The 23630-nt window shown below is 56.0% G+C and carries 18 protein-coding genes and 1 pseudogene; 4 read left to right on the top strand and 15 right to left on the bottom strand.

The window, feature by feature from the left end:
- Positions 1–35 precede the first annotated feature (35 nt).
- The 5 genes from HY011_30300 to HY011_30280 all read right to left on the bottom strand — a co-directional run bounded on the left by HY011_30300 (position 36) and on the right by HY011_30280 (position 7678).
- Positions 36–398, bottom strand: coding sequence for a response regulator (locus HY011_30300; GenBank protein ID MBI3427241.1), 363 nt, complete (start codon positions 396–398; stop codon positions 36–38).
- Positions 395–3148, bottom strand: coding sequence for a PAS domain S-box protein (locus tag HY011_30295; GenBank protein ID MBI3427240.1), 2754 nt, complete (start codon positions 3146–3148; stop codon positions 395–397). Before HY011_30295 ends, HY011_30300 begins: the two co-directional genes overlap by 4 nt.
- A 507-nt stretch (positions 3149–3655) precedes the next feature.
- Entirely contained in the window at positions 3656–4993 is a 1338-nt protein-coding gene (locus tag HY011_30290) for an insulinase family protein (protein MBI3427239.1), read from the bottom strand.
- Positions 4994–5238: 245 nt separating this feature from the next.
- Positions 5239–6783 (bottom strand): insulinase family protein, encoded by a 1545-nt coding sequence (locus HY011_30285; GenBank protein ID MBI3427238.1) that lies wholly within the window; start codon positions 6781–6783, stop codon positions 5239–5241.
- Positions 6784–6859: 76 nt separating this feature from the next.
- Entirely contained in the window at positions 6860–7678 is an 819-nt protein-coding gene (locus tag HY011_30280; protein MBI3427237.1) for a hypothetical protein, read from the bottom strand.
- Positions 7679–8652: 974 nt separating this feature from the next.
- On the opposite strand from HY011_30280, the gene HY011_30275 reads away from it, so the two are divergent.
- From HY011_30275 to HY011_30265, 3 genes are all read left to right on the top strand, one after another.
- A complete protein-coding gene (locus HY011_30275) occupies positions 8653–10686 on the top strand; it encodes a radical SAM protein (GenBank protein MBI3427236.1) in 2034 nt (677 codons plus the stop codon).
- 146 nt (positions 10687–10832) lie between these two features.
- Positions 10833–11384: a hypothetical protein gene (locus HY011_30270; GenBank protein ID MBI3427235.1), complete on the top strand. Its 552-nt coding sequence runs from the start codon at positions 10833–10835 to the stop codon at positions 11382–11384.
- Between the two features lies 1 nt (position 11385).
- Entirely contained in the window at positions 11386–11796 is a 411-nt protein-coding gene (locus tag HY011_30265; GenBank protein ID MBI3427234.1) for a hypothetical protein, read from the top strand.
- Between the two features lie 1020 nt (positions 11797–12816).
- Here HY011_30265 and HY011_30260 read toward each other — a convergent pair.
- The 7 genes and pseudogenes from HY011_30260 to HY011_30230 form a co-directional block, all read right to left on the bottom strand.
- A pseudogene (locus HY011_30260) lies at positions 12817–13230 on the bottom strand (VOC family protein).
- Between the two features lie 36 nt (positions 13231–13266).
- Positions 13267–13548: a hypothetical protein gene (locus HY011_30255; GenBank protein MBI3427233.1), complete on the bottom strand. Its 282-nt coding sequence runs from the start codon at positions 13546–13548 to the stop codon at positions 13267–13269.
- Between the two features lie 26 nt (positions 13549–13574).
- Positions 13575–14150, bottom strand: a complete 576-nt coding sequence (locus HY011_30250; GenBank protein MBI3427232.1) for a hypothetical protein — start codon at positions 14148–14150, stop codon at positions 13575–13577.
- Positions 14151–14680: 530 nt separating this feature from the next.
- Positions 14681–14920, bottom strand: a complete 240-nt coding sequence (locus HY011_30245; GenBank protein ID MBI3427231.1) for a toxin-antitoxin system HicB family antitoxin — start codon at positions 14918–14920, stop codon at positions 14681–14683.
- On the bottom strand, positions 14917–15339 hold the full coding sequence (locus HY011_30240) for a putative toxin-antitoxin system toxin component, PIN family (GenBank protein MBI3427230.1): 423 nt from the start codon (positions 15337–15339) through the stop codon (positions 14917–14919). The genes HY011_30245 and HY011_30240 overlap by 4 nt, the downstream gene beginning before the upstream one ends.
- 72 nt (positions 15340–15411) lie before the next feature.
- Positions 15412–16191: a DUF1295 domain-containing protein gene (locus HY011_30235; protein ID MBI3427229.1), complete on the bottom strand. Its 780-nt coding sequence runs from the start codon at positions 16189–16191 to the stop codon at positions 15412–15414.
- 130 nt (positions 16192–16321) lie between these two features.
- Positions 16322–17512 carry a PQQ-binding-like beta-propeller repeat protein gene (locus tag HY011_30230; protein MBI3427228.1) on the bottom strand — a complete coding sequence of 397 codons (1191 nt, stop codon included), beginning with the start codon at positions 17510–17512 and terminating at the stop codon, positions 16322–16324.
- A 193-nt stretch (positions 17513–17705) separates the two neighbouring features.
- Here HY011_30230 and HY011_30225 point away from each other — a divergent pair, with 193 nt between their 5' ends.
- On the top strand, positions 17706–18773 hold the full coding sequence (locus tag HY011_30225; GenBank protein ID MBI3427227.1) for a Gfo/Idh/MocA family oxidoreductase: 1068 nt from the start codon (positions 17706–17708) through the stop codon (positions 18771–18773).
- Positions 18774–18796: 23 nt separating this feature from the next.
- Here the strand turns inward: HY011_30225 and HY011_30220 are convergent, their stop codons facing one another.
- The 3 genes from HY011_30220 to HY011_30210 form a co-directional block, all read right to left on the bottom strand.
- The gene (locus tag HY011_30220) at positions 18797–22369 is read right to left on the bottom strand and encodes an FtsX-like permease family protein (protein MBI3427226.1); all 3573 of its coding nucleotides are present in this window, start codon (positions 22367–22369) and stop codon (positions 18797–18799) included.
- Positions 22370–22461: 92 nt separating this feature from the next.
- Positions 22462–23250 (bottom strand): ABC transporter ATP-binding protein, encoded by a 789-nt coding sequence (locus HY011_30215; protein MBI3427225.1) that lies wholly within the window; start codon positions 23248–23250, stop codon positions 22462–22464.
- Positions 23251–23253: 3 nt separating this feature from the next.
- On the bottom strand, positions 23254–23601 hold the full coding sequence (locus HY011_30210; protein ID MBI3427224.1) for a VOC family protein: 348 nt from the start codon (positions 23599–23601) through the stop codon (positions 23254–23256).
- Positions 23602–23630: the final 29 nt, after the last annotated feature.

The following is a 23630-nucleotide window of genomic DNA, read 5'->3' as shown; positions in this document are numbered from 1 at the left end:
ACCTTTCCCTAAAGTCGCAAGAGCGGCAGTTCAGGTTACAAAAATTTCGCCACTTGCGAAGCAAACGTTTCCGGCGCCAGGGGTTTTTCGAGGTGGCCGGCACAGCCAGCCGCCAAGGCTTTTTCGCGATCATCCGACATGGCGTAGGAGGTGACCGCGAGGACAGGAATTTGACGTGTGGCCGGATCGCCTTTGAGCCGCCGGGTCACTTCGTAACCGTCCAGTTCGGGCAATTGTAAGTCCATCAGAATCAGATCCGGTTGCAGCGTCCGCGCCAACTCCAGGCCTTCCAGGCCGGTGCGGGCGGCGCTGACCTCATAGCCGTTGTTTTGCAGCAGGTAAGTCGCCAGGTAAAGATTCTGTTCGTTGTCTTCGACGATCAGAATTTTTTTGCTCATGCTTCCCCCTCCTTTTCAGCATGCAGTGGAAGCGTAAAGGAAAAATGCGAGCCGCGACCATATTCACTTTCCGCAAAAATCTCTCCGCCTAAGAGATTCACCAGGCGCTTTGACAAATGCAGCCCCAGTCCCGCGCCTTCATAGCGGCGCTGAGAGGAGCCGTCAATTTGGCGAAAGGCCTCAAAGAGCAGGGCGAAGTTTTCGGGCTTGATGCCGATGCCCGTATCCGAGACCGTCAGTTTGAGATGGCCGTCGGCGCGGACGCCGGAGATTTTGACTTCACCCTGTTCAGTGAATTTCACCGCGTTGCTGACCAGATTCAGCAACACCTGGAAAATGCGTTTATGGTCGCTGGCGATGACTGGCAAGGGCGCGGGGAATTCGGTCATTAGGTGCAGCTTCTTTTGCCGGGCCAGCGGCGTTACGGTATTGCACACTTCCGCGACCACTTCTTCGATGTTGACGGGGTTACGGGCGATTTCGACCTTGCCGGATTCGATGCGCGACAAATCCAGCAAATCGCTAATCAACCCCAGCAGATGTTTGCCGGAGGCATACACCATCGAGAGCTGTTTGTGCTGCTCTTCATTGAGCGGGCCGGGCAGCCGCTGCAACAAAATGTCGGTGAAGCCGATGATCGAATTGAGCGGTGTGCGCAATTCGTGGCTCATCGTGGCGAGGAATTCCGATTTCAACCGGTCAACTTCTTTGAGTTGCAGATAGGCTTCTTCCAACTCCAGCGTGCGTTCCACCACTTTGGCCTCAAGCGTGTCGCGCGCCGCGCGCACCGCCTCTTCAGCCTGTTTGCGCTCGGTGATGTCCAGAATCGTGGTTAGCGTGCAGGGGCCTGCGGGCGTTGAAATCGGGTTCAGACCAATCTCCACCGGGAACTCGCTGCCATCTTTGCGCAACCCGTAAAGGTCTCGTCCTTCGCCCATGCTGCGCACTTTGGGTGTGGTCTGATAGCCCTGGCGTGATTGCGGGTGGCGTTGCCGAAAGCGGGGTGGTACGAAGATTTCAACCGCCTGACCGATCAATTCGGCGCGCCGGTACCCAAACAGCCGTTCCGTTTCGGCATTCACCATAATGATTTTGCCCGCTGCATCCACCATCGCCATACCGCTGGGCGCGGCCTCGACGACCAGCCGGAAGCGTTCCTCGGCTTCCTTGCGTTCGGTGATGTCCACGATCACGCTCAGCACCAGCAACCCCTCGCCGGTCTGAATCGGGTTCAAGCCAATTTCGATGGGGAACTCGCTGCCATCCTTGCGCCGTCCGAAAAGGTCACGTCCCACGCCCATGCGCCGTGTTTCAGGCGCGCCGACAAAGCCGCCACGATGGCCGGCATGCATGGTTTGAAGCCGCGCGGGCACGAGCAATTCGACGGATTGTCCGAGCAGTTCCGCGCGCGCGTAACCAAAGAGCCGTTCGGTTTCGGCGTTAACGAGAACGATTTTGCCGTGGCTATCAATCATGACAACGCCGCTGGGGGCTGCCTCGATCACGAGCCTGAATCTATCCTCCGCCTCTTGGCGTTCGGTGATTTCCCCTTTGAGCGCCGCCGTCTTTTCTTGCACCTCGGCGCTCATGCGGGCAAAAGCGCGGGCCAAAACGCCCAATTCGCCGCCTGCGTCAAGCGGCACTTCCAACGGCGCATCGCCTCTGAAGGCGTCCACGGCAGCGGTCATCTTTACCAACGGTTTGGTCAATGAGCGCGTCAAGACCAGCGCCAGCAGGATGGCGGCCAGTGTGGCGGCAAACCCGGCCAGCAAACTGGCTTGGCGCACAGTGGCGGTCGCGGCCAGCAATGCTTGATACGGCGCCGTTTCAAGCAACACGATCTGTGTGTGATCCAACAGCCGCAATGGCCTGATGGCCACAGCGATTGGCTGGCCCGCCGCAGTTTGAATGGTTTTGACGCTGGCTGTTGGGGCTGCTCCCGCTCCGCTGAGGGCGGGAAATTCGTCTTGCACCTGGAAGGGATTGCCGAAAGCAAAACCGAATTCACGGTCAGCTTGCGGGTGCACGAGATAATCGCCACGTTCGTTGAGTAGGTAAATGGCGCGGTTTTGGCGCGCGGCCGCACGCAAGTGGGCAAAGGCCGGGCGCAGGTCCAGGTTGATGACCAGCATCCCGAAGGGCTGGCCGTCAGCGTCATTTACGCGGGTCGCCACGCGCATCATGGGTAAGTTGGGTTTTTCGACGACGCCCAGCTCCTGATTGAGTTCGATGGGCGAGGCATAAACTTGACCGGCGGCGGTTTGGAGCGCTTCCTTGAAATAAGCGCGTTCCCCTTTGCGTTCTAGTTCGGCGGCAGGCAGGACTCGAAGCGCCGCGTTCGCTCCCGATCTATTCACGCGGATAAGCTCGCGCCCGCCATCCGCAACTCCGATCAGGCGAAATTGTAGATACTCAGGCACAGCGGCCAGCGTGGCGATGAATAGCCGGGTCAGGCGCTCACGCCCGGCGGTCTCAGCGGCGGTATTGCGCGGGGTCGTTCCGCCCGTGACGCGGGCTTGGATCAGGTTGGTAACGGTTGGCCCGCCCGCCATAATCAGCAAATCATTGCGCGCGCGCCGCACAGACGTCTCCAACTCAGCCGTCAGCGCTTGGGTGTGATTCGCCAGGCGGTCAAATTCGGTCGGCAGAATGGCGGCTGCGAGATTGCGATAGGTAAGTAAACCTACGGCTGAAGCGGTCAAGACGACCAGCGCAAGCATCGCTGCCATAATACGAGCCGAGAGCTTCATCAGGCTCCATTCCGAGAGACGATCAGAAAGGCTCCCTCAGTCGCGGACATGAGGAGTAACTTCAAACTCTAATTGCGCGTTGGCTTGGGTGCTGAAGCGTATGGGATTTGTGACCTCAGCGGCAGCGATATTAGCCGGATTTGGAGTAATTGCAATAACCAGGGCACACTAAAATCCATTCACCAGGGAGCGATCGAAAAAAAGTACAGGCTGGTCATAGGGCAAGGTCTATTCATTCCCGGCCACAGAGGCACAGAGGCACAGAGCAACGCGCATTGCATCACGCAACTTTTGGTGGATCTGCGTGGTTTCTCCCGCCGCTGCTTCTCTAACGCTCTGTGCCTCTGTGCCTCTGTGGCAAACTCTGCTGAGCATGAATAGACCCTGGGTCATAGGGTAAGCAGCATGCAGGGGGAATAAGGGCTGCTGCGCTCACGAGGGAGTGCGCGAATGTGGCCTTGGTGCTTTAGTGACCGGATTGGACGCAGCCGCTACCTGTGGCTGCGTCTATCTGCTTTGGAACAATTCCTTATCGAAATACGCCGGATTGCCGATGGCGGCGAAATGGAAATTCTTCAGATACGTTTTCGCCACGCGATTGATGTCTTCGGGTTTGACCTTGCGGACTTCGTCGAGCCAGGTGAGCGCGCGCCGCCAGCCGCCACCGAGCAATTCATATTCGCCTAGACGCGCGGCTTGGGCGTCATTGGTTTCGAGCTTGGTATAGAACGAAGTCAAAAAGCCGCTGACGATGTTGCCGAGCGGTTCTTCGCGGATGATCTGGCGTTGCAGGAAATCTATCTGCTCGAACATCACGCGCACCGTTTCATTGGGCTTCTGCGTCGTGACCGTCAGATTGCCCGCGTTGGCGCCGAGCGCGAGCAGGTTCGCATCCGCGCCGTAAGACAGATTGCGTTTGACGCGCACTTCCTGGAAGAAAAGCTGTTGCAGGATGTTGGTGAGCACCGACATCGCCGGGTAATCAGGGCTATCCAGCGCGGGCGCGGTAAAGGTGGCGCGAATGTAGTTGGTTTGCACGGCGCGATTGATAAGCTGAAATTCGGGTGCTCCGGCGCTCTTGAATTCCGGCAGCACGGCGCTTTGGAAATTGCCTTTGGGCAGTTTGCCAAAACTGGTTTCAATCTTGGTTTTGATGTCGCCCAGCGGCACATCGCCGACGAAGACCACCACCATACGCGACGTCTCGAGCATCTTGGCGTGATAGGTTTTCAGGTCGTTGGCCGTCAGCGCGCCGATGGATTCGATGGTGCCATCCGGACGATTGAAATAAGGATGCGCCCGAAAGAGCAGCTTGTCGCTGGTTTGGGCGACGACTTCGTCAGGGCTGTCGCTTTCCTGCCGGCGGGCGCTCAGGAATTGCTCTTTGACCAGCGCGAGTTCCTTTTCGTCGAAAAGCGGATTGAGCACGATGTCGGTCAGCAACTGCCACGAGCGATCAAAATGCTGGCGCACGCAGCGCATCGCCACGATGCTGTAATCCAGCGCGCCTGCTGATTCGATCACGGTGCCTGTGCGCGCAATCTCACGGTTGAGCAGTCCTTTGGGAAAGTTCTTGGTGCCTTGCTGTGCGACTTCGAGCAACACCGGCTCAATGCCCGCCGTCTTTTCAGAGATGTTGCGCACGCCGCCTTTGAAATAAATGCGCACGGCGATGACTTCGTTGCCTTTGACCTGCCGATGAATGGCTTTGAGACCATTGGCGGTGGTGAAATCAATCGTGTTGTCGGTGGCTTGCGGCGCAGGCGCGGCGGCTTGCGCGAAGGCGGCGACGTTGAGCAGGATTAGTGCTGCAAAAAGGCGCGTGAAGAAAGTGAATCGAAGCATAGAGTTTGAAAACCTGGTTGGGCGGTTTTGCGGCTCTGCCGCCCGATGTGCGGAAGGTCTGTGACCTTCCGCGAGTCGTGACTTATTTTCCGGGGCTATGCCCCAGACAGTTTGGGGCATAGCCCCGGAAAAAGAGAAAGACGGTTACTGGAAGGTCACAGACCTTCCGCACATCGGGCGGCAGAGCCGCAAAGACAGGTTCGCGAGTGCCGGATTGGCAAGCGAGTTTGAAGCGGATTTCATCATCAGTTGCTCACCGGTTTCTTGCTGTTCTTCAGCGGCCCGTTTCCACTTGCCGGTTGCGGTTTCGGCGTGCCCGGTTGCGCCGCGACAGGCGCTTTAGTTTCCGGCGGCAAGGCCGGTTGCGCCGTGCTCGTGATCGGCGTTTCAGGCAATTTCAGCGGCTGCACGGCGTCGGGGCGTGTGAGCAAATCTTTCTCAGTCAGCCCGACTTTTTTCTGATCTTCCACCGAGAGCATCACGCCATAAATGCGCGGGCGGTTTTTGATGTACTTGCGGATGTAAGCCTGGATGTCGGCGCGCGTGACTTGGCGCAGTTTCTCGGTGTAACTGGCGTAATAGTCCAGCCCCGAACTCGCCCACCAGAAACTGACCGTGTGCGCATATTCGGACGGCTTTTCGCGTCCATAAATTTCATTCACATCGAGCAGCGATTTGGCGCTCTCCAACTCTTCGTTGCTGAAGTAATCGGGCGCGTCGAATTGCATGATCTGATCGTTGATCGCTTTGACGGCGTCGCGGAATTTATCGGGCGCGGTTTGCGCGGTGATCGTGATCGGGCCGACATTGCGTTGCGTCAGGTAGCCGACTGCCGCGCCGGTGGTCAGGCCCGTATCAATCAGTGCACGGGCGAATTTGGAATCCGGCTGGCGCAGGATGAACGAGAAGACATCGGCAGCATAAGTCGCTTGCGGGTCGAGATCGGTTGAAGGGCCGTGATAGCCGATGTTCAGCGTGATGGCATTGACGGCCTGATTGACGATGACGGCTTCGTCTTTGGTCAACGCCGGATGGCGCGGGATCGGGTTTTTGATGAAAGGGTCTTCGCCACGCGGCCAATCGCCGAAAATCTCTTCGGCCAGTTTGAAAATTTCAGGCGCGCTGACATCACCAGCCACGACGATGGCCGAGTTATTCGGAATGTAAAAGCGCTTCTGAATCTCGCGCATCATCGCCGTGGTGGCTTTGGAAACGGTTTGCGGACTGCCGCCGGGATTCTTGCGCGAATAGTATTTGTACCAGAGCTTCGATTCGACGCCGTTGATCAGATAGTAAAACGGATTGGAGGCGTGGCGGTTGAGTTCGTCTATCACGACTTCGATTTCCTGTTTGAACTCCGTCTCGTCGAAAAGCGGATAGCGGATCGCATCGTTCAGCAGGCGCAAGGCTTCACGCGTGCCGGTGCGGATGGTTGTGGTGTAATAATTGACGACTTCGTATTGCGTTTGCGCATTGCTGAGCATACCGAGTTCGCCCGCCTGATCGTGATAGCCCTCGGCCTTCGACTTCTCATTCGACTTAAAGAACATATGCTCGAAAAGGTGCGAGAGGCCGTTGTATTCGGGCGGTTCCGTCCACGCGCCGTTCTTGACCGCCATCTCGACCGTGACGAGCGGCACCGAACGATTCTCAATGACGATGACTTGCAGGCCGTTTTTGAGTGTGACCAGTTGCCATTGCGGTTTGGCAAGGGCGGGCGTGAAGGCCAAGGCCAATAAAAATAAAACCGTCGTGCACTTCACGGCGGCAGAGCGGAACATCTTGTTCACTTATATCTCCGATCAAAGTGAGCCACGCAGCCAGGGCGTCAACCTCATAGTTGCCCGTGTAATTGCGCAGTTGCGGTTACTTCCAAAAAGCGAACCAACTCTTCTTTTCTTTTTTCTTCCGACGTCCGGCCAGCGCGTCCAAATCCGGATCGGGCTGATAGGGAATCACGCGATCCTGAATCAGCGCCAACGGATTTGTTTCAACCATCGCGCGGGCATAGTCTGCACCGCCAATTTCAGTAGCAATCTCGACCGCTTTGGAAAGCAGCGGTCGGCGGCGATCTTTGTGATGCGCATCGGTGGCGATGAAATGCGCCAGCCCGGCCTGGATGAAGCGCTTGGCTGACTCGTAACTTTCAGTGCCGAAGCTGCCGGTCAAACTACCCGCGTCAATTTGCGAGTAAGCGCCGCGTTCGATCAGCATCGCCAGAATCTCAGGCTTGCGTTGAATGCGCATGTTGCGCTCCGGATGCGCGATGACGGGCGTGATGCCGGCATTCAGAATTTGAAAGATCGTCGTCTCGATGTTAGGCGGCACCATGTTGAAATCGAATTCGAGCAGCATATACGAACTGCCGTTGAGTCTGATCTTGGTGCGCGGGTCTTTGACTTCCTGAAAGATCTCGTAGCTATACCGCACCTCGCCACCGGGGACAATTTCGACAATCCCGCCAGCGGCCTCCATCACCTGGTCAATTCTGCGCCGAATATCATCGCGCTGCGGCGTCTGATGAACGCCATCGAACATGTGCGGCGTCGCGACAATCGTCCTAATGCCATCCTCTGCGGCGAGGCGACACATTTCGACCGATTCTTCCAGCGAAACTGCGCCATCGTCTGTTTCAGGCAGCACGTGGCAATGAATATCCACCATCTTAGCTTCTACGGCAGGCATGAATGCTCCAAGGCGTATCAAGTGAGGAACTGCAATTTACGGATGTTATGAGTCATCAATCACTAAGCATCAATTGAGAAGGCATTATCACGGATAGGTGCAGGGCGTTCAAGAACCAACTGAGGCACGGTGGGAGAAATTTTGGCGCACTGGCGACCCTCTGAGCGTGTTTTTGTTGATTGCGATCAAATCAGAGGGCGTGTGTGTCGTGATTGCCAGCGGCACAAGGGGCAAAGAGCATCAATGATTGACGCTTTGGTGAAAACGGTAGGACTTATGCAGAAACTTGCCACGGAGATACCGAGACACAGAGCCAAAACAAGAACTTCTCCAACCTTCAAGAAAAGCGCTCTGACTCCGTGCCTTTGTGGCAAGCTTGCTTGGGTTTTGCGTAAGCCCCGAACCAGCCGGCGAAACCCTCTCAGTCACGCGAGTGAACTCTTTATCAGCGCAACGGGTTTGTATGGATAGCCCATCCAGGGCAACTCCAAAATCAATTGGCACACAGGCCAACGCGGTCAATTCGATTCGCCCCTCGCCGTTTGATAATGCCAAGGTGGTCATCCTGATACGCATCTTTTGACTTTATCCTCATTTGTTGCTTGTTGACTCGTTTTTAACCTGCCGAAGTTTGCAAATTTATGTTTGATCACCTAAACTGCGCCCGCATTTGGGCGAAACAGACACAGTTTCCCCTTTTTTAGTACGGCCACAAATCGCGAATCCACAACATTTATGCAGTACCGGTAACGCGAATAGGTAAACGGCAGAGTGTTTTCCACCACCAGCAATCCTTTGTGGCCTGTGATGTGCTAGGGAATGTATTTGAAGTAATCATCCCTTTACCTGCTTCTAAGCAAACAATTTTGATTGCCGCTGGCCCTGCTCGGTGAGGTTTATGTTCAGGCTGGTTGAGAAGGTCTGGCGAGTGCCGCAAACAGGCGAACGAAGCGAGCAACCCATGGAGAACAATGATGGCTAAACCGATTAAATACTTTGAGAAAGGCTTGAGCGTCGCGGCGGGCGCAGCCTTCAACACGATCCAATTTTTCAATCAGTACAAACCCAACCCCTCTTTCATCCCGAAATGGTCTGACAAGCCCTTGCTGAAATCCTGGCAGAAGACCAAGCCGACGCTCGGCTGGCCTCGCACCACTGATTCGCTCTGCCCGGCCTGTGTCAAAGAGGCCCGCACGCGCATCATTGAGAATGGCGAAGACCCATTCAAGGTAATTGAGGATCGTCCCGGCGAGATTAAGGCAACGATCATTGAGCGGGATGGCGAAATCTGGATGATCAAGGATTGCCCTTTTCATGGTCACTACGAAGACATGATGGCCGTGGACGCCAAGTTCCTGGAGCACATCGAAGCGATGTACCCAGGTCGCGACATTGATGCGCACAACGACGAACGCTTGCACAAGCACGGTTCTTCGACCATCAAGCACGGGCGCGGTTCGGTGCTGACCGTAGACCTGACCAACCGTTGCAACATGATGTGCGACCCCTGCTTCATGGATGCCAACCAGGTTGGTTTCGTCCACGAGTTAAGCTGGGAAGACATTCAGGAAATCATGGACAACGCGGTTTCGATCAAGCCGCGCCGCCAGATGTCCATCCAATTTTCGGGCGGCGAACCGACGCTCTCGCCCTACTTCATTGATGCCGTCAAATACGCGCGCAAGGTTGGCTATAACTCCGTGCAAGCTGCGACCAACGGCATTGAGTTCGCCAAATCCAAAGAGTTCTGCCGCAAGGCTGCTGAAGCCGGTCTACGTTACGTTTACCTGCAATTCGATGGCATCGGCAACGCCGCCAACAGTCACCGCCAGGTCGGCAACCTTTTCGACGTGAAGCTGCGTGCGATCAACAACCTGCACGAAGCTGGCGTCGAGATTGTGCTCGTGACGACGCTGGTCAACACCGTCAACAACGACGAAGTCGGCCCGGTGATTCGCTTTGCGCTCGACAATCCCAAAAAGATCGGCTTCATCTCATTCCAACCGGTTTCCTTCACGGGCCGCGACGAAGACATCACCGAAGATCGCCGCTTGCGCCAGCGTTACACGCTCTCGCACATGGCCCACGACGTGAAAAAACAGGTGGGCATCACCGATCCGCATAAAGACTGGTTCCCGATTTCGTTGATGTCGGCCTTTGCCGATTTCGCCGATATGGCCCACGGGCCGGATCGCGAATGGGGCCAGATGAGTTGCGGTTGCCACCCGAATTGCGGTGTAGGCACGGCGGTGATGGTTGATAAAGAAACCAAGGAGATGCGGCCCGTCCCGGATTTCATCAACATCCCTGGCCTCGTCAAAGATATGCAGAAGGTCACCGACGCCGCGCGGGGCAAGAAGTTTTCCGGCGCGCTGATGGGTTTGGCTTTGCTCAAGCATTACAACCCCTTCGGTTCGCCGACGCATTTCAAACTGACCGATCTGTTGCAGAAGTTCGACAAGACCTTTGGTCTGTCGGGCAAAGACTATGGCAAGTCCGACCCGACGCGCACGATTGAAGACGTCGAGAAACGCCGCAAAGATCGCTGGAACTTCCTTTTCATCGCGGGCATGTGGTTCCAGGACTTGTTCAACTACGACTTCCGCCGCACCGAGATGTGCATCATTCCTTACGGCACGCAGGAAGGCGAAATCAGTTTCTGCGCGTACAACACGGGCATCGGCTGGCGCAATATCATCGAGAACATGCACCAGAACGCGACCGTGTCGAAGTGGTATCAAGAACATGGCCGCCACGAAATCTTCGCGAACAACCACTCGGTCAAACTCGAAGACACGACGCACGTGCTGAATGTCAACGACGCCGACGCCGCACGTGGCCGCGAGAAAAAGGCCGTGCCGCAAACCGCGAAAGAAGAGCAGGCGCTGATGAAGAAGCTGTACATGCAATCGGTGCTCAAGCAGAAAGCCGAACCGCTCGTCCAAATCGGCGGGTTGACGAGTAAGAAAGAAGAAGGCACCGGCGCAGTTACGGTGTCCGGCGATTAGTTCTCCATTTACAGAGGTCACCCGAAAATGCGGCTGCCAATAGCTGAAAGGCTGATGGCAGCCGTTGTTTATTTTAAGGGTTGCTTGCCCGCTGCTACGGCGCGATACTTTCGCCCGTCACAACAGACAAGCAAGGAGCAAGTCGTATGAACAACAACACCAACGGCCAGCTTGTAGTCAGCGAAGCAGGCGTCTTCGTGCCCAAACATCTATGGCAACAGATTGAACGCGCCCTGACGGAAGCGAATCAGGCCGCGCTCGTCACGCCATCTCCCACGCGGCCCCCCGACAACAGAGCACCGCAAGATCGTTCACGCGAGTTGCGCTGGATCAAGGCGCATCGTCAGGATTACACCGGCCAATGGGTTGCGCTGGAGGGCGACCGGCTGCTCGGCCACGGCCCCACCAGCCGCGAAGTCATCACTGCCGCGCGTCAGGCTGGCGTTGAATCGCCGTTCGTCATCAAGCTGGAAAATGCACGGCCTGCTCCCTTGATTGACATCACGCGCGAGCAACAGTGGTTGAAAGAACATCGGCACGAATACCTGAATCAGTGGGTAGCGTTGGATGGCGACCGGTTGATTAGCCACGGCACGAATGCGCGCGAAGTTTCAGAAGCGGCGCATGCCGCAGGAATCGAGACCCCGTTTTTCACGCGCATCGAACCGGATGAAGAGTTGCCATTCGGAGGGTGGTGAGATGGCTTACACGCTGACCTTTGATATTTGCCACGAGTATGATGCTGGCGCGCTGGGCATCACTGTTCCCGTGGTATTGAAGAGCGGCCCGCTCAGCCGCAGGGTAGACCCCAAACTTGATTCCGGCTCCAGCTACTGCGTTTTTCGGCGTGGCATTGGCGAAGGACTCGGCTTCGAGATCGAAAGCGGAATGCCACAGCGGATTTCCACTGCTACTGGCTCCTTTCTCACTTATGGACACGAGGTAGTGCTCACGGCGTTTGGCTTTCAATTCGACGTGATGGTTTTCTTTGCCGCAGATGACTGGTTCAACCGCGATGTGCTTGGCCGCTACGGTTGGTTGCAGCAACTGCGGCTCGGTCTCGTAGATTACGAAGGCAAGCTGTACCTCTCGCGCTACGACACGCCCTAGCTCAACCGCCATGCGCCGGCCACAAAAAGCCGCACAGCGCACTGAATATTTTGCGTACAAGGTCGTGTCCTGTGTGTTGCAGACGCTTCCCACACCTGCACAAGTCCAACCATACACGTTTCAGCCGCTTCGGGCAGTGCACCAGACGTTCTGTGCGGCGCACAAACCGCTCTTTACCGCGCGCAAGACGCTTCCTACATCGCAAATGGCCGCTTGTTTCCCGTCACAAGTGAAGAAAACCCCGCTTCATCCTCAACATACAACCTCACAATCCCATTATGACGCCGCAAGAAAAGGTTCCGCCCTAGCACAATTGTAGTTTGACCCAATCAGGACGCTATCTGCATCGGCAAGAGTTGGTTTTTCATCAAACGAGCAGACGACGACCGAAGGGGCGACGGCCATCGGCGCGCACGTCGCTGCCGAAATCACGCTCGACTTACAAGCCGTCCGCCAACTCGTCGTCATCCGCAACAAATTCAACGGCGACTCCGGCACACTGGCGAGCTGGACGCGCGCCAGCCACGTCGCTTATCGCGTTCGCAACAATACGCCCGCACTGCCGCCCGCCGCACCCGATAAACCACCAACGCCCGATGCCTAGATCAGATCCGCTTCAGTGTATGGGAAGAATCGGTACCGCGACCGGTAGGGAGCGTGCGCTACAGGGAACGCTCCCTACCGGTCGCGGTACTGACCCGTACACGCAACTGCAAACTGATCTAACCTTGGGATCAACCAAAACCGATGGATCGGCGGAAAGAGACAAAACAGGGGCTGTCTCGCTCCGCCAATTCAGTTGGGCATTCCTTGCGAGATCGAAACAACTCTGGTGGGGCCAAAGTATCGGTATGGATTGTGGAAATGTCAGATGCGGGAGCCGCGTCAGGTTTCAAGGCAGAGGCTTGGTGCCGTGATGAATGTTTACGGAATCACCTGTCTGCTCACTTTCAACAAACCTGACTTCAAACGCTTCGGTGATTTTGATGTCATTAGCACTGCCGAAGTGATTTGCCAAAGCTACGACGCCAGCGGATGGCCGATCTCCCCGTGATGGCCGAAGGGATCAACTACGCGGCCCAAGCGCTAGCCATAGTCTTCCTTGACCGGGACAACTTCGCGCGCGCCTGCCGCCACTGCCCGCGCGAACATCGCATCCGGGTCTGGCACGGTCAAGATCATCCGCACCGTGCCACCGCCCAGCGAATCTGGACTGAAATTCTGGTGCTCCGGCGATTCGTCCGCCAGCCAAAACTCCGCGCCGTCAATCGCCAGCCGAGCCACCACCGCGCCGTCGGGGGCTTCGATCCGGAATACCTCAATCGCCCCGAATGCCGATTTATAGAATTCCACCGCTCGCGCGCCATTCCGCACCGACAGCATCGGCGCGAGCGAATATGCGATGGAAGTTGCCGTGCCTGCGTCTGTGCTCATTTATCTCACCGATCATCTACAGCTAGCTTCGGGAGTCTATTTCTTTCTTTTTTTAGCCAACTTTCCTTTACCATCAGCCTTTTTGGCAGCAGCTTTGCTGCCTCTCGCTCTCGAATCTCGTGCCAAAAGATGAACCTGACAATAGTTTGATTTCGTAAGCGCGAAATTTGAGCATGACTTTCTAATACAAATTAGCTCGGATTCTTTCAATGATTCAATAGCTTCTTCAATGACAGCAACAGCCACAGCTTCTTGTTTTTTTCCTAACTTCTTTGGAATTGAATTACCAAGTCTCTTGAGCAGCTTTCGGAGTTTCATGTTTTACCTCTTCGTTAGCATCTCTGTTACACCATAGATTTCAATCTTGCTGAAATAAAAATGATAAGAAGTAGTAATGAGGCAAAAAAGACTGCATATGCGAGACATAATTGTCCTTTAGATACTTCTTTAGCCTTGCCCAGATTGGTTTGGTTAAAACCGTCAGCTAACCCTATCCAAATGCCTATTTGCCCTCGCAGATAGTTCTCATATCTCTGGATTATTTCTGTATCTGGCCTCTCTAGGATTTCATCAACCTCTTGGTGTGAAATTGTAATGTCATTAATAGGCACAAAACGAATTCTCAAAGCACGAATGCAAAACCAGATTGATGTAATCAATAATAGAACTGCTATGCCCAATATCACCGTTGCCAAAGTCCCACCTAGCCTAATAAATTTGTCGAAAGCTCCCCCATTGAAGAAAGCGAATGCTCCTCCAAGAAAAACACCTGCTATTGCAACGGTGTTCTGCGCTTTGGAGTCCAGGTTTTTGAAGGCGGCATCCGCATCAGAGTATGAGTTCACGCAAGATTGCAAAAGTTCCTTCACTAGAACTTCTCTTTTTTCATTGGGGGATTTATTTTGATGTTCATTGCTCATAGGGCTTCTAACTTGTTGGCAAATCACTGCTGCCCGCCTTCCGCCTTCGCCTCATCAGCCTTCTTCTTCAAATCGCCTTTCAGATGGTCGTTGTACCAATCGAGGATGCGCTGGTCGTAATCCTTCACTTCTTCGACGGTCGAGGTCGCCATGCCGTGGTCGCTAGACGCGCATTACCGAGTTAGGCCACTTCCTTTTTCGTATTCGATCTTATCAACCCGGATGAAGCCCGGCGTGAGATGGTCAAAGTCCTTGTCCGTAGTCACAAGCCGCGCGTCGGCGAAAAAAAACTGCGGCAGCGATCCACAAATCGTTTTTGCCCATCGTGATGCCTTGTGTTTTTGAATAGGCATTGAGCATCGCATAAGCGTTGATCACCGCGCGTTCAGCCGCCCTGCTTCGGCCACCACGCCACAAACGCGCTCGCCCGCGCCATACCTCCGAACGGCCGAAGTCTGAGTCGCATTTTAGCGAATCAGCGGTTGGCGGTAGCCAACGAGTCTACTGACAGCCGTTGTTTTGGATGTTCATCAATCTAACCGGTCAAACTCTTCCGGCTCCACATCCGGCACCTTCGCCATCACCGCCAAAAACTTCTGACGGTCGGCACGGGCCGCGCGCTGCGCCAGATAATCTTCCGTCAGCAACGCCGAAACCTTCTCTGCCAACGCGGTAGAGACGAATTGGTCAAGCGTGACCTGATCTTTATGCGCTAGCGTGGCGACTTGCCGATAGATCGAATCCGGCACGGATACAGTTAAGTTCGTCATTTGCTCTCCTCCAATTTACGCAGGAATTCTGGTGGTGTGACGACCGCGAGGCCAAAGCGTTCAGCGCCAACAAAGTCGCGCCGGTTATAGGTGACGATAAAATCGCATTGCGCTTCAACAGCGACTTCCAGCACACAATCATCGCCCGGATCAGGCAGCAGCGGACGCCAGAGAAAATAGATTTGCCGATGTTCCGCCCAGCCGCAAACGTAGTCGAGAAAAATATCAATGTCCGCGTCGCTCAGCTTGATGCCGACCTCAGGCCTTTTGGCGACTGCCTCATATTCCATCAACAAAGGCACTGAAAGACAGGTTTGCCAGCGGCCTTCTTCCAGCATCATCAACAGGCGGTATGACGCGCCCCGCTGCGAACGCAAAGCCGCAATGACAACGTTGGTATCAATTACAATGCGGAACATATGGGCACGAATTGTAGTGAAGAAGCGTCAAACGGGCAACGCTGGCGGTCCCGGTTTTCGGAGTTTGATCACTTAGCGGCTCTGCTTCGGCCACCACGGCACAAATGCATTCGTCCGCGCCACATAAGCTTTGTACGCCGGCTTCGTTTTCGCCAACGATTTTTCCAACAGCGCCGCGCCCGTCACCTTTAACAACAAAAACGTCATCAACAATGGGCTGAGCATCGAAAACAGTCCGTCGCCCACCGCTACTGCAAAGAGCCAGAAGCTCCACCACACCACCGCATCGCCAAAATAATTCGGATGCCGCGTGTAGCGCCACAGACCCTGATCCAGCACGCGGCCTCTATTTTTTGGGTCGGCTTTGAATTGTTGCAACTGCCAATCGCCTACTGCTTCAAACAGGAAGCCCGTCAGCCAGACGCCTACGGCCAGCCAATCCAGCCAGGTTAATTCCCACGGCAGAATCGCTTGTTGCGCCAGTTGCAGCGGCAGCGAGATGAGCCACATCAACAGGCCTTGCAAGCCGAACACCAAGCCCAGGCTCACCCATTTGAATTGTGCGCCGTGGCGTTTGCGCATCGCGGCGTAGCGGTAATCTTCGGGCCGCCCGTGATTGCGCCGCCATAGATGCAGCGCCAGCCGCACACCCCAGATCGTCACCAGCGAGCACAGCAACAGCCTGCGCGGGCGATAGCCGTAACCCAGCGCAAACGAAGTCCACGCGATCAGCACAAAGCCTAGGCCCCAGAAAATGTCTACGATGCTCGCATCTTTAAGCCGCAGGCTGAGCAGCCAAAGCCCTAGCATAGCGATGACGACAACAACCGCTGTGAGCACGAATAGATTCATGTTGAAGTTTCCTTCCGTAAGCCGAGGACTTTGAAGCCGGGGAATTCGCTCTGAACGGCGCCTTCCGTGTAGTCGCGAATTGGTTCGCGGCTACACGGACAATGGTTGATATGGAGCGTTTATCTTTGACCTACTCAACTGCCCAGGCTGCCAAAGTTCCAGCATCCTTCACGACGACAAATTTGCCCGTCAAGGCCGGGTGCGCCCAAGTCGCACTGCTGGCGGCGTTATAGCGCTTCAGTTCCTGCAAGCCTTTGGCGCTGGCGCGGGAAATTTTCAGATTGGCGTCGGTGTCGAGCGCGTAAACCAAACCGCCCGCCGTGAGTAGGGCAGCGTTTTCGCCTTGGCGCGGATCGCTCGTCCAGAGTGTTTTGCCGGTGTTGGGATCAAGGCAGAAGTATTGGCCTTTGTTCTTGTGCGAGAGGCCGACCAGTACATCACCGACGAGCACGGGCGAATTCATATACAGCGAGACTTCCTTGTTCAGCCACACCTGCTCAGTCGTCCATTTCTCGTTGTTATAAACAAGGCGGATGGCAAAGACGCCTTTGTCTATGCCGGAAAAGATCAGCAGGTCTTTGTATTGCAGCGGAGTGACGATGTTCTGAACGTACTGCGTTTCAAAAGGAATCTTCCACAACAGCGTGCCGTTGTCGGCCAGCACGCCAATGATGTTTTGTTGTGATTGCGTAACGATCAAGTGTTTGCCGAGCGCATCCACCGCAATCGGCGAAGCATAGCCCGGTCCATCACCCGCCCAGCGCCATTTCTCAGCGCCAGTGTTAGCGTCCAAGGCCAGCAACGCCCCGTTATTGCTGCCGCCCGCGTGAACGTAAAGTACGCCGCGATCCACCAGAGGCGACATTGCGGTGCCGAAATCCGGTTCCAGGTTCTTGAACTGCGGTTTGTATTCTCTGCGCCAGAGCACCTTGCCCGTCCCTGCATCATAAGCTGACAACGTGCCGGTGATGCCAAAGGTATAAAGCTTGCCATTGCTGACTGTCGGCGTAGATTTCGGGCCTTTGCCGTGGCCCATCGCCGCCGGATTCATCTGATAGGCGACGGAATAGCTGTCCTGCCAAAGCTGTTTGCCCGTGTTGAGGTCAACCGCACGCACGACTTCGTTGTCGTCTACGCGGGAAAGCAGGTAAACACGTTGACCCACAACAATGGGCGAAGCGTGCCCGGCTCCGGCTTGAATTTTCCAGCGTTGTTTTAACTGTGCGGGCCAAGTGGCCGGGGCCGTGAAGCCGGTCACGACGCCGTCACGATTGGGGCCGCGCCATTGCGGGAAGTCCTGAGCGGATGCTGAGTGAGCCAAACTGAGAATGCTTGTGAATAAGAAAAATACGAGCGCGAGTCTTTTGAACAAAGCCATTAAGCGGTCTCCTTGCATAAAAGGGAAGAGCAGAAAATCACTGGTTCAAGTAAGCGTTAGCATACCATCAACAACTTGTCTTTCGCAGCACAGCGGCGATAATTTGCCGCACCAACAACGCCTGAAAATTACGCTTATGAAAATTGCCGGCATCAAATTCGACCACTTTCACATGGGCGACCTGCTGCGCTACGCCTTCAACCATCCACAGGCAGAAATCGTCGGACTTTGCGATGAAGACCCCGCGCGGATGCAAGACGCCGCCCACAATTTCAACGTGCCCGGCGAACGCCTGTTCACCGATTACCGCGCCTGTGTGGAAACCACTAAACCCGATGTTGTAATCCTTTGCCCGGCCCCGGCGCGGCACGCCGAATACGTCGAAGCACTCGCGCCTTACGGCGTGCACCTGTTGGTTGAAAAACCGATGGCGGCTTCGTTGGCGGATGCCGATGCAATGATGCGGGCGCTGGCGGCGACGGGGCGGACACTGATGATCAACTGGCCGATGGTGTGGTCACCGCCGCATCGCACGGCGCAACGCTTGCTCGGCGAAGGGTTGATCGGTGATGTGCGCGAGGTTCATTATTACGGCGGCAATCGCGGGCCGCTCTATCACGGCGCTGATAAGGTCGAAGTTAGCGCCGAGGAAGTCCAACGCCGCAAACCGCACAGTTGGTTCTACGCCTGGGCCAGCGGCGGTGGTTCGTTGCGCGATTATCTGGGTTACGGCGTGACACTGGGCACCTGGTTTCACAACGGCGCGGTGCCGCTAGAAGTGACTGCGGTCGTAGATGAACCGGCGGGCTTAGAGGTAGACGAACACAGCCTCACGATTGCGCGCTACGCCACGGGCCTCTCGAAATTCGAGACACGCTGGGGCACGTTCACCGACCCCTGGACGCATCAGCCGCAACCCAAATGCGGCTTCGTCATCGTCGGCAGCGCCGGTACGCTCAGCAGTTATGACAGCGAGACCACCATCCGCGTGCAGACCAAACAAGCGCCTGCCGGATACGAAGTGTCTGTAGACACGCTGGCCGCACCGCACAGCAATCCGATTGAACACCTGCTGCATCATCTAACAACGGGTGCGCCGTTGCTGGGGCCGCTCACTCCTGCGCTGAGCCGCCTCGGCCAACAGATTGTCGAAACAGCTATCGTCAGTGCGCGTGAGAAACGGGCAGTCCGCTTGGTTGAATAAGTGGGCAGCCGGTTCCGAAAAAGCTATTCGCTGCGCAACGCCGCCAACAACGGCGCGTGCAACACCGCGCGCACCGCAATCAACGACGCTGCCAACCCCGTCACTAGCACGCCTAGCAACAACAAGCCCAACGAAACGACCGACACGTGCCCGCCGCGTGCCACAAACGCCGGGGCAATCGCCACCAGCGCACAAACGACGCCGGTCAACAGACCGCAGCCCAATAGCAAGACATTTTCAGCCAGCACCAACCAAGCCAGATGTTGCGGCTGATAGCCAGTTGCCCGCAGCAACGCCAGTTCGCGCCGCCGCTCCAACACATTGCGCAAGAGCACTGCTGCTAGCCCAATCGTGCCCAGCAACAGACCGAGCGCGCCCAACGCTTGGAAGGTCGAAAGGAAAGTGTTTTCGACTTGGTGAAAGCTGGCCAGCTTGGCTGCGGCGTCCTGCACGTCGAAGCCGTAATCGCCGAGGCGTTCTTCCAGTTTGGCGCTGACTTCGTTTGGTTTGGCCGTGTCAATCAGGAAGAAGCGTTGGCCGGGGATGCCGGGGAAGAGGCGTTTGAAATTGGCTTCGGACATCAGCAACTCGCCTTGCAAGAGGCTGTCGCTGAGCGCAGCGACCAGCTTTAACTTGACCCGTTGACCGCTGTCGTCATTGATTTCGATCTCGTCGCCCAACGCTTTGTGAAGCACATAGGTCATCGAATTGGCATCCGCAATCACCGGGATTGCGGATTGCGGATTGCGGATTGCGGATTGCGGATTAGCAGCGTGTTCAATAGTTTGATTGAGCAAGAGCCAGGGGTTGGCTTTTTCGGCTGCGCTGTTTGCCAGCGAGCTTTGAAATGAAAACCGCCCGGCTTGGATGAACTCGTCCGGCGCGCCCAAAATGCGCGGATTGCGTGGCGCATACAGATTCAAACAACTCGCATCATCGCCTGGGCGCAAACGAAAGCGGGTGAACTTCACGTCACGCAAAGCGTCATCGCTCAGGTTCAATTCCTCGCGTCCCTGTTCGCTATTCACGTCACGCACGATGGGCAGCAGGCTTTCGGCCAACAATGGAAAACCGCCCGTGCCCGAAGCTTTGTCGCTCACATCGGCATGACCGTCGCGGCGAAAGGCGTCCACCGAAACGATGCTGAACGCCGCCGCCGCGATCAGCGCGATGCACAGCACGCTGCGGCCCGCGCGCACACTGGCATTGCGAAAGCCGAGTTGCGCGATGGCAGATAGCCCTTGTCCGTGAATGGTTGCGCGCCGCTCATTGCGCAACCACACCGACCAACCGCACAGCGCCGCGATCAGCAAACACGTGCCCGCGCCGAAAAAGCCGCCCGCCTGCCCGAGCACTTTGGCGATGGATGCGCCTAGCAAGAGGGTGCCGAGCACTGCGAAAATGACGGCCCAAAGCTTGCCGCGCAACACGGTGTTCAGAGTTCCGCCTTTAGGCGGTTTGGCTCGCTTTGCGAGCCGCCGCCTAAAGGCGGAACTCTGAACACCGTCTGCCACGTGCTCGGCTGTTTCCAGTGTGCCAGAAAGCAAGTTGCGTGGGGCGATGGTGGTAAGTGACCGCAACGTCCACGCAATGACGGCCAATGCAATGACGATGCCCGCCAGCAAGCCGATCAGCAACGCACGCGGCGTGACGTGCAATTCCAGCAGCGTCGTGCCGACCGCGCCGACCCACCACGTGCGCAGTCCCAGCATCATCAGCCAGCCAAAGGCCAGCGCGCCGAGCACGCCCAACAAGCTGCCCAACGCGGCCAGCAGGAAGCCTTCGCGCAGGAACAATCCGCGAATCTGGTTGAGCGAATAGCCGAGCGCGCGCAGCAAACCGATCTCGCGCAAGCGTTGTTCGATGCCGAGCTTGAAAAACAGGCTCGCCAATAACAGCGCGGCGACGATGACGAAGAAGCTGAAGTAGCTGAAGTATTCGCCAAAGTCGGTCGCGCCTTGCGCGGCTTGCAGGCTTTGCGTTTTGACAGAGAGGACGCTCAAGCCGTTTTGCAATGGATTCAACGCTGCTCGTAGAGCTTTTTCAAAATCAAGTTGCACCACCGGCAACGCAATGTTTGCGGGCGGTGTCTCTTGAAACCTAATCGAAGTTAGTTTGCCGTAGCGCGTGGCCCACAGCTTTTGCCCATCGCGTATTTGAATAAAGGCTTTTGGCGTGGTGCGATATTGCCGCCAATACTCTTCGTCTTTCGGTCGCACACGTTTCAAATCAAGCGGGAACGGCGGATCCCAATCAGACAAGCTATCAGCATCGGTGATGCCCGGATAATCGGGCGCGTAATTGCGGTCATTGGCTGCGCCTTGTAATGGAACGATGTCAGCTATTTCGAATCTAGCTGTTTGCGTGCTGAGCGTTCCGCCTTCTTGCCAGAGATAGTAATCAAGTTCAATTACATCACCGCGGTTAGCTCCTAGATCAGCCGCTACCCATTCATTAAGGACAATTGCTGGGAGTGCGGATTCATCAATAAATTTACCCTTCGGGATGCCGCCCCCAAATAAACCCACGCGCTTTGAAGTAGAAGATTTGTCTTGATAGTACAACGCAACGGAATCCTTACCTATAAGCTCTGCTAAATGAGGAGAAAGCTCCAAGAAGCTTTTTCGGCTAAGCGATGTTATTAACGAGTATGGAACTGCGTTATTACCAAATCTAAGATCATTGGCTAAGTATGTTAAGACCTCTGTTCTGTCCAGTTGAAGTTTTTGTTCGAGAGATTTTGTTACATCCGTAATTACATCAGTAATGACACCGCTATCACTTTCCAATGCGATGCAGTGTTGTGTTTCTAGCACCCGCAGTTTCAACCCTAAATCAGCCAACGTGAACGTGTTTTGCAACAGCCGCTCAGCCTGTTGTGTCGTCTGTTCATTCGCTGCTTTCGCCGCCAGCAAAATCGAATTGGCTTTGCCTTCCTGCTCCAAATTCCGTTGCAGCTTACCCAGCGGGACAAAGATCGCGTGTACCGCGCCTTGTTGTGGCCGCAGCGCGAATTCGCCCATCTGCGCGGCGGGCAGCACTTCGCGCATGGTCAATCGCAGCGTGCGTCCGGCTTCGTCCTTGCGCCCGTGCAGCGATTCGAGCGGAATGGCCGAAGGCTTTTCGATGCGAATCACCAGCGTGTCTTCGGGCTTGGCGTTGAGTTCACGTGCGAGGCCCGGGCTGATGAAGACATCGCTGTCGTCGGCGAACTTTTTGTCCACGCCGTGAAATTGCCAGAAACGTTCGTCTACGCCGTAAATCGCCACATTGCCCGCGCGTGTGTTGTTGGCATCGTTGGTGACGACGCCGGGCATGGCGATGAGCGGGCAGACGGCTTGGAAGTTGGCGGCGAATTCAGGTGCAGCGTGCAAATCGGCGGCGAGTTGGGCGCGGAAGAAAGTGTTCCCGGCGATGACCAGATCGGTCTTGCCCAAGCGTTGCAGCGCCAGTGCGCGCAAGCTCAAGCGCACGGAATCGCCGACCAACAAGGCTCCGGCGAGTACGGCGACGGCAGTGGCTACGCCCAGAATGACGGCGAGATTTGTGCGCCAGTAATGTGTGAGATTGCGTTGGGCGAGGGTCGAGAAAGTCATGGCAATTGATAGTTGATAGTTGGTGCGTAGTTTGAGATTCCGATTGACAGCCCAACTATCAATTATCAACTGTCAACTATCAATTGGCTCGATTACTGTTTTACGAGTTGTTGCTCGAACAATTCAAAGCGTTGCGGAAACCTGGCCGCCAACTCGGCGCTGTGCGTGACGACGATCAGAATGGTCTGTTGTTGCCGATGCAAATCGAGCAGCAGCGCCGCGACGTTCTCTGCCGCAGCGCGATCCAGATTGCCGGTCGGTTCGTCGCACAACAGCAGCAGCGGTTGCTGAATCAGCGCGCGCGCAATCGCCACGCGTTGTTTCTCGCCGCCGGACAATTCCGCCGGGCGATGCGTCAGGCGTTCTGACAGGCCGACCGACGCCAGCAATTGTTTGGCGCGTTCAACATAGTTGTCCGACTTGTCGGCCACCAGCGTCGGGGCGAGCACGTTTTCGAGCACGCTCAATTGCGGCAGCAGACAGTGATCTTGAAAGATGAAGCCGATCTTTTGATTGCGGAAGGTAGCCTGCTGCTTTTCATTCAGCGTAAACGGGTCTTGACCGTCGAGCGAAACGCTGCCGTCGGAAGGTTGATCAAGCGCGCCCAGGATGTAGAGCAGCGTGCTTTTGCCGCTGCCGGATGGTCCCATGATCGCGACGGCGTCGCCGCGTTGAAAGTGCAAATTGACATCGTTGAGAATCGGCAGCGCGCCGCGTGGTGTCGCGTATTCTTTCGACAAGTGCGTGATTTCCAGCAAAGAGAAGTCCTCCAAAATGGTGCGTGTTTGGAGTTTTAGTGTACTGGTTTGCGGCTGACTTGGCGAGCGGCGGGGCAGGCAGTATTTGGATTGGTGGCGCGGCCGTGATGACCGCGCCACCATTGGCTATTGCTTGGGTTGCAGCAATCCGATGAGGTTGCCTTCGGGGTCGGACAGCCAAGCGAATTTGCCGGTCGGAATGGGCACTGGCGGGACGAGCACTTTGCCGCCCAAGGCCTTGGCCTTGTCCAGATGGGCTTGGATGTCATCCACCTGTACATAAACCGTGACGTAATTGTGGGGCTCGTGGCCGAGGGCGGTGATGTGGCCGTTGATGCCGCCCGTGCCGCCGGTATTGATAGTGGCGGCGGGGCCAGCCGCAGTAATGTCCCAATCGAAGAGCTTGCTGTAAAACGCTTGCGTGGCCGCGCTGTCACGGCAGCCGATTTCAAAATGAACTACGGGTCGTCCCATCTTTGCTTTCTCCTTTGGTGGCCCATTTG

Source organism: Acidobacteriota bacterium, assembly GCA_016196035.1.
In the GTDB taxonomy this organism is placed as follows: Bacteria; Acidobacteriota; Blastocatellia; order RBC074; family RBC074; genus JACPYM01.
Note: the sequence above shows the minus strand (reverse complement) of the source record. Positions and strands in the feature narration are given on the sequence as shown.

Bases quoted from the DNA above. Each gene is read 5' to 3' on its own strand.
- HY011_30300 (MBI3427241.1), bottom strand. From the start codon at position 398: ATGAGCAAAAAAATTCTGATCGTCGAAGACAACGAACAGAATCTTTAC.
- HY011_30295 (MBI3427240.1), bottom strand. From the start codon at position 3,148: ATGAAGCTCTCGGCTCGTATTATGGCAGCGATGCTTGCGCTGGTCGTC.
- HY011_30290 (MBI3427239.1), bottom strand. From the start codon at position 4,993: ATGCTTCGATTCACTTTCTTCACGCGCCTTTTTGCAGCACTAATCCTG.
- HY011_30280 (MBI3427237.1), bottom strand. From the start codon at position 7,678: ATGCCTGCCGTAGAAGCTAAGATGGTGGATATTCATTGCCACGTGCTG.
- HY011_30275 (MBI3427236.1), top strand. From the start codon at position 8,653: ATGGCTAAACCGATTAAATACTTTGAGAAAGGCTTGAGCGTCGCGGCG.
- HY011_30270 (MBI3427235.1), top strand. From the start codon at position 10,833: ATGAACAACAACACCAACGGCCAGCTTGTAGTCAGCGAAGCAGGCGTC.
- HY011_30265 (MBI3427234.1), top strand. From the start codon at position 11,386: ATGGCTTACACGCTGACCTTTGATATTTGCCACGAGTATGATGCTGGC.
- HY011_30255 (MBI3427233.1), bottom strand. From the start codon at position 13,548: ATGAAACTCCGAAAGCTGCTCAAGAGACTTGGTAATTCAATTCCAAAG.
- HY011_30250 (MBI3427232.1), bottom strand. From the start codon at position 14,150: ATGAGCAATGAACATCAAAATAAATCCCCCAATGAAAAAAGAGAAGTT.
- HY011_30245 (MBI3427231.1), bottom strand. From the start codon at position 14,920: ATGACGAACTTAACTGTATCCGTGCCGGATTCGATCTATCGGCAAGTC.
- HY011_30240 (MBI3427230.1), bottom strand. From the start codon at position 15,339: ATGTTCCGCATTGTAATTGATACCAACGTTGTCATTGCGGCTTTGCGT.
- HY011_30235 (MBI3427229.1), bottom strand. From the start codon at position 16,191: ATGAATCTATTCGTGCTCACAGCGGTTGTTGTCGTCATCGCTATGCTA.
- HY011_30225 (MBI3427227.1), top strand. From the start codon at position 17,706: ATGAAAATTGCCGGCATCAAATTCGACCACTTTCACATGGGCGACCTG.
- HY011_30220 (MBI3427226.1), bottom strand. From the start codon at position 22,369: ATGACTTTCTCGACCCTCGCCCAACGCAATCTCACACATTACTGGCGC.
- HY011_30215 (MBI3427225.1), bottom strand. From the start codon at position 23,250: ATGGTGGCGCGGTCATCACGGCCGCGCCACCAATCCAAATACTGCCTG.
- HY011_30210 (MBI3427224.1), bottom strand. From the start codon at position 23,601: ATGGGACGACCCGTAGTTCATTTTGAAATCGGCTGCCGTGACAGCGCG.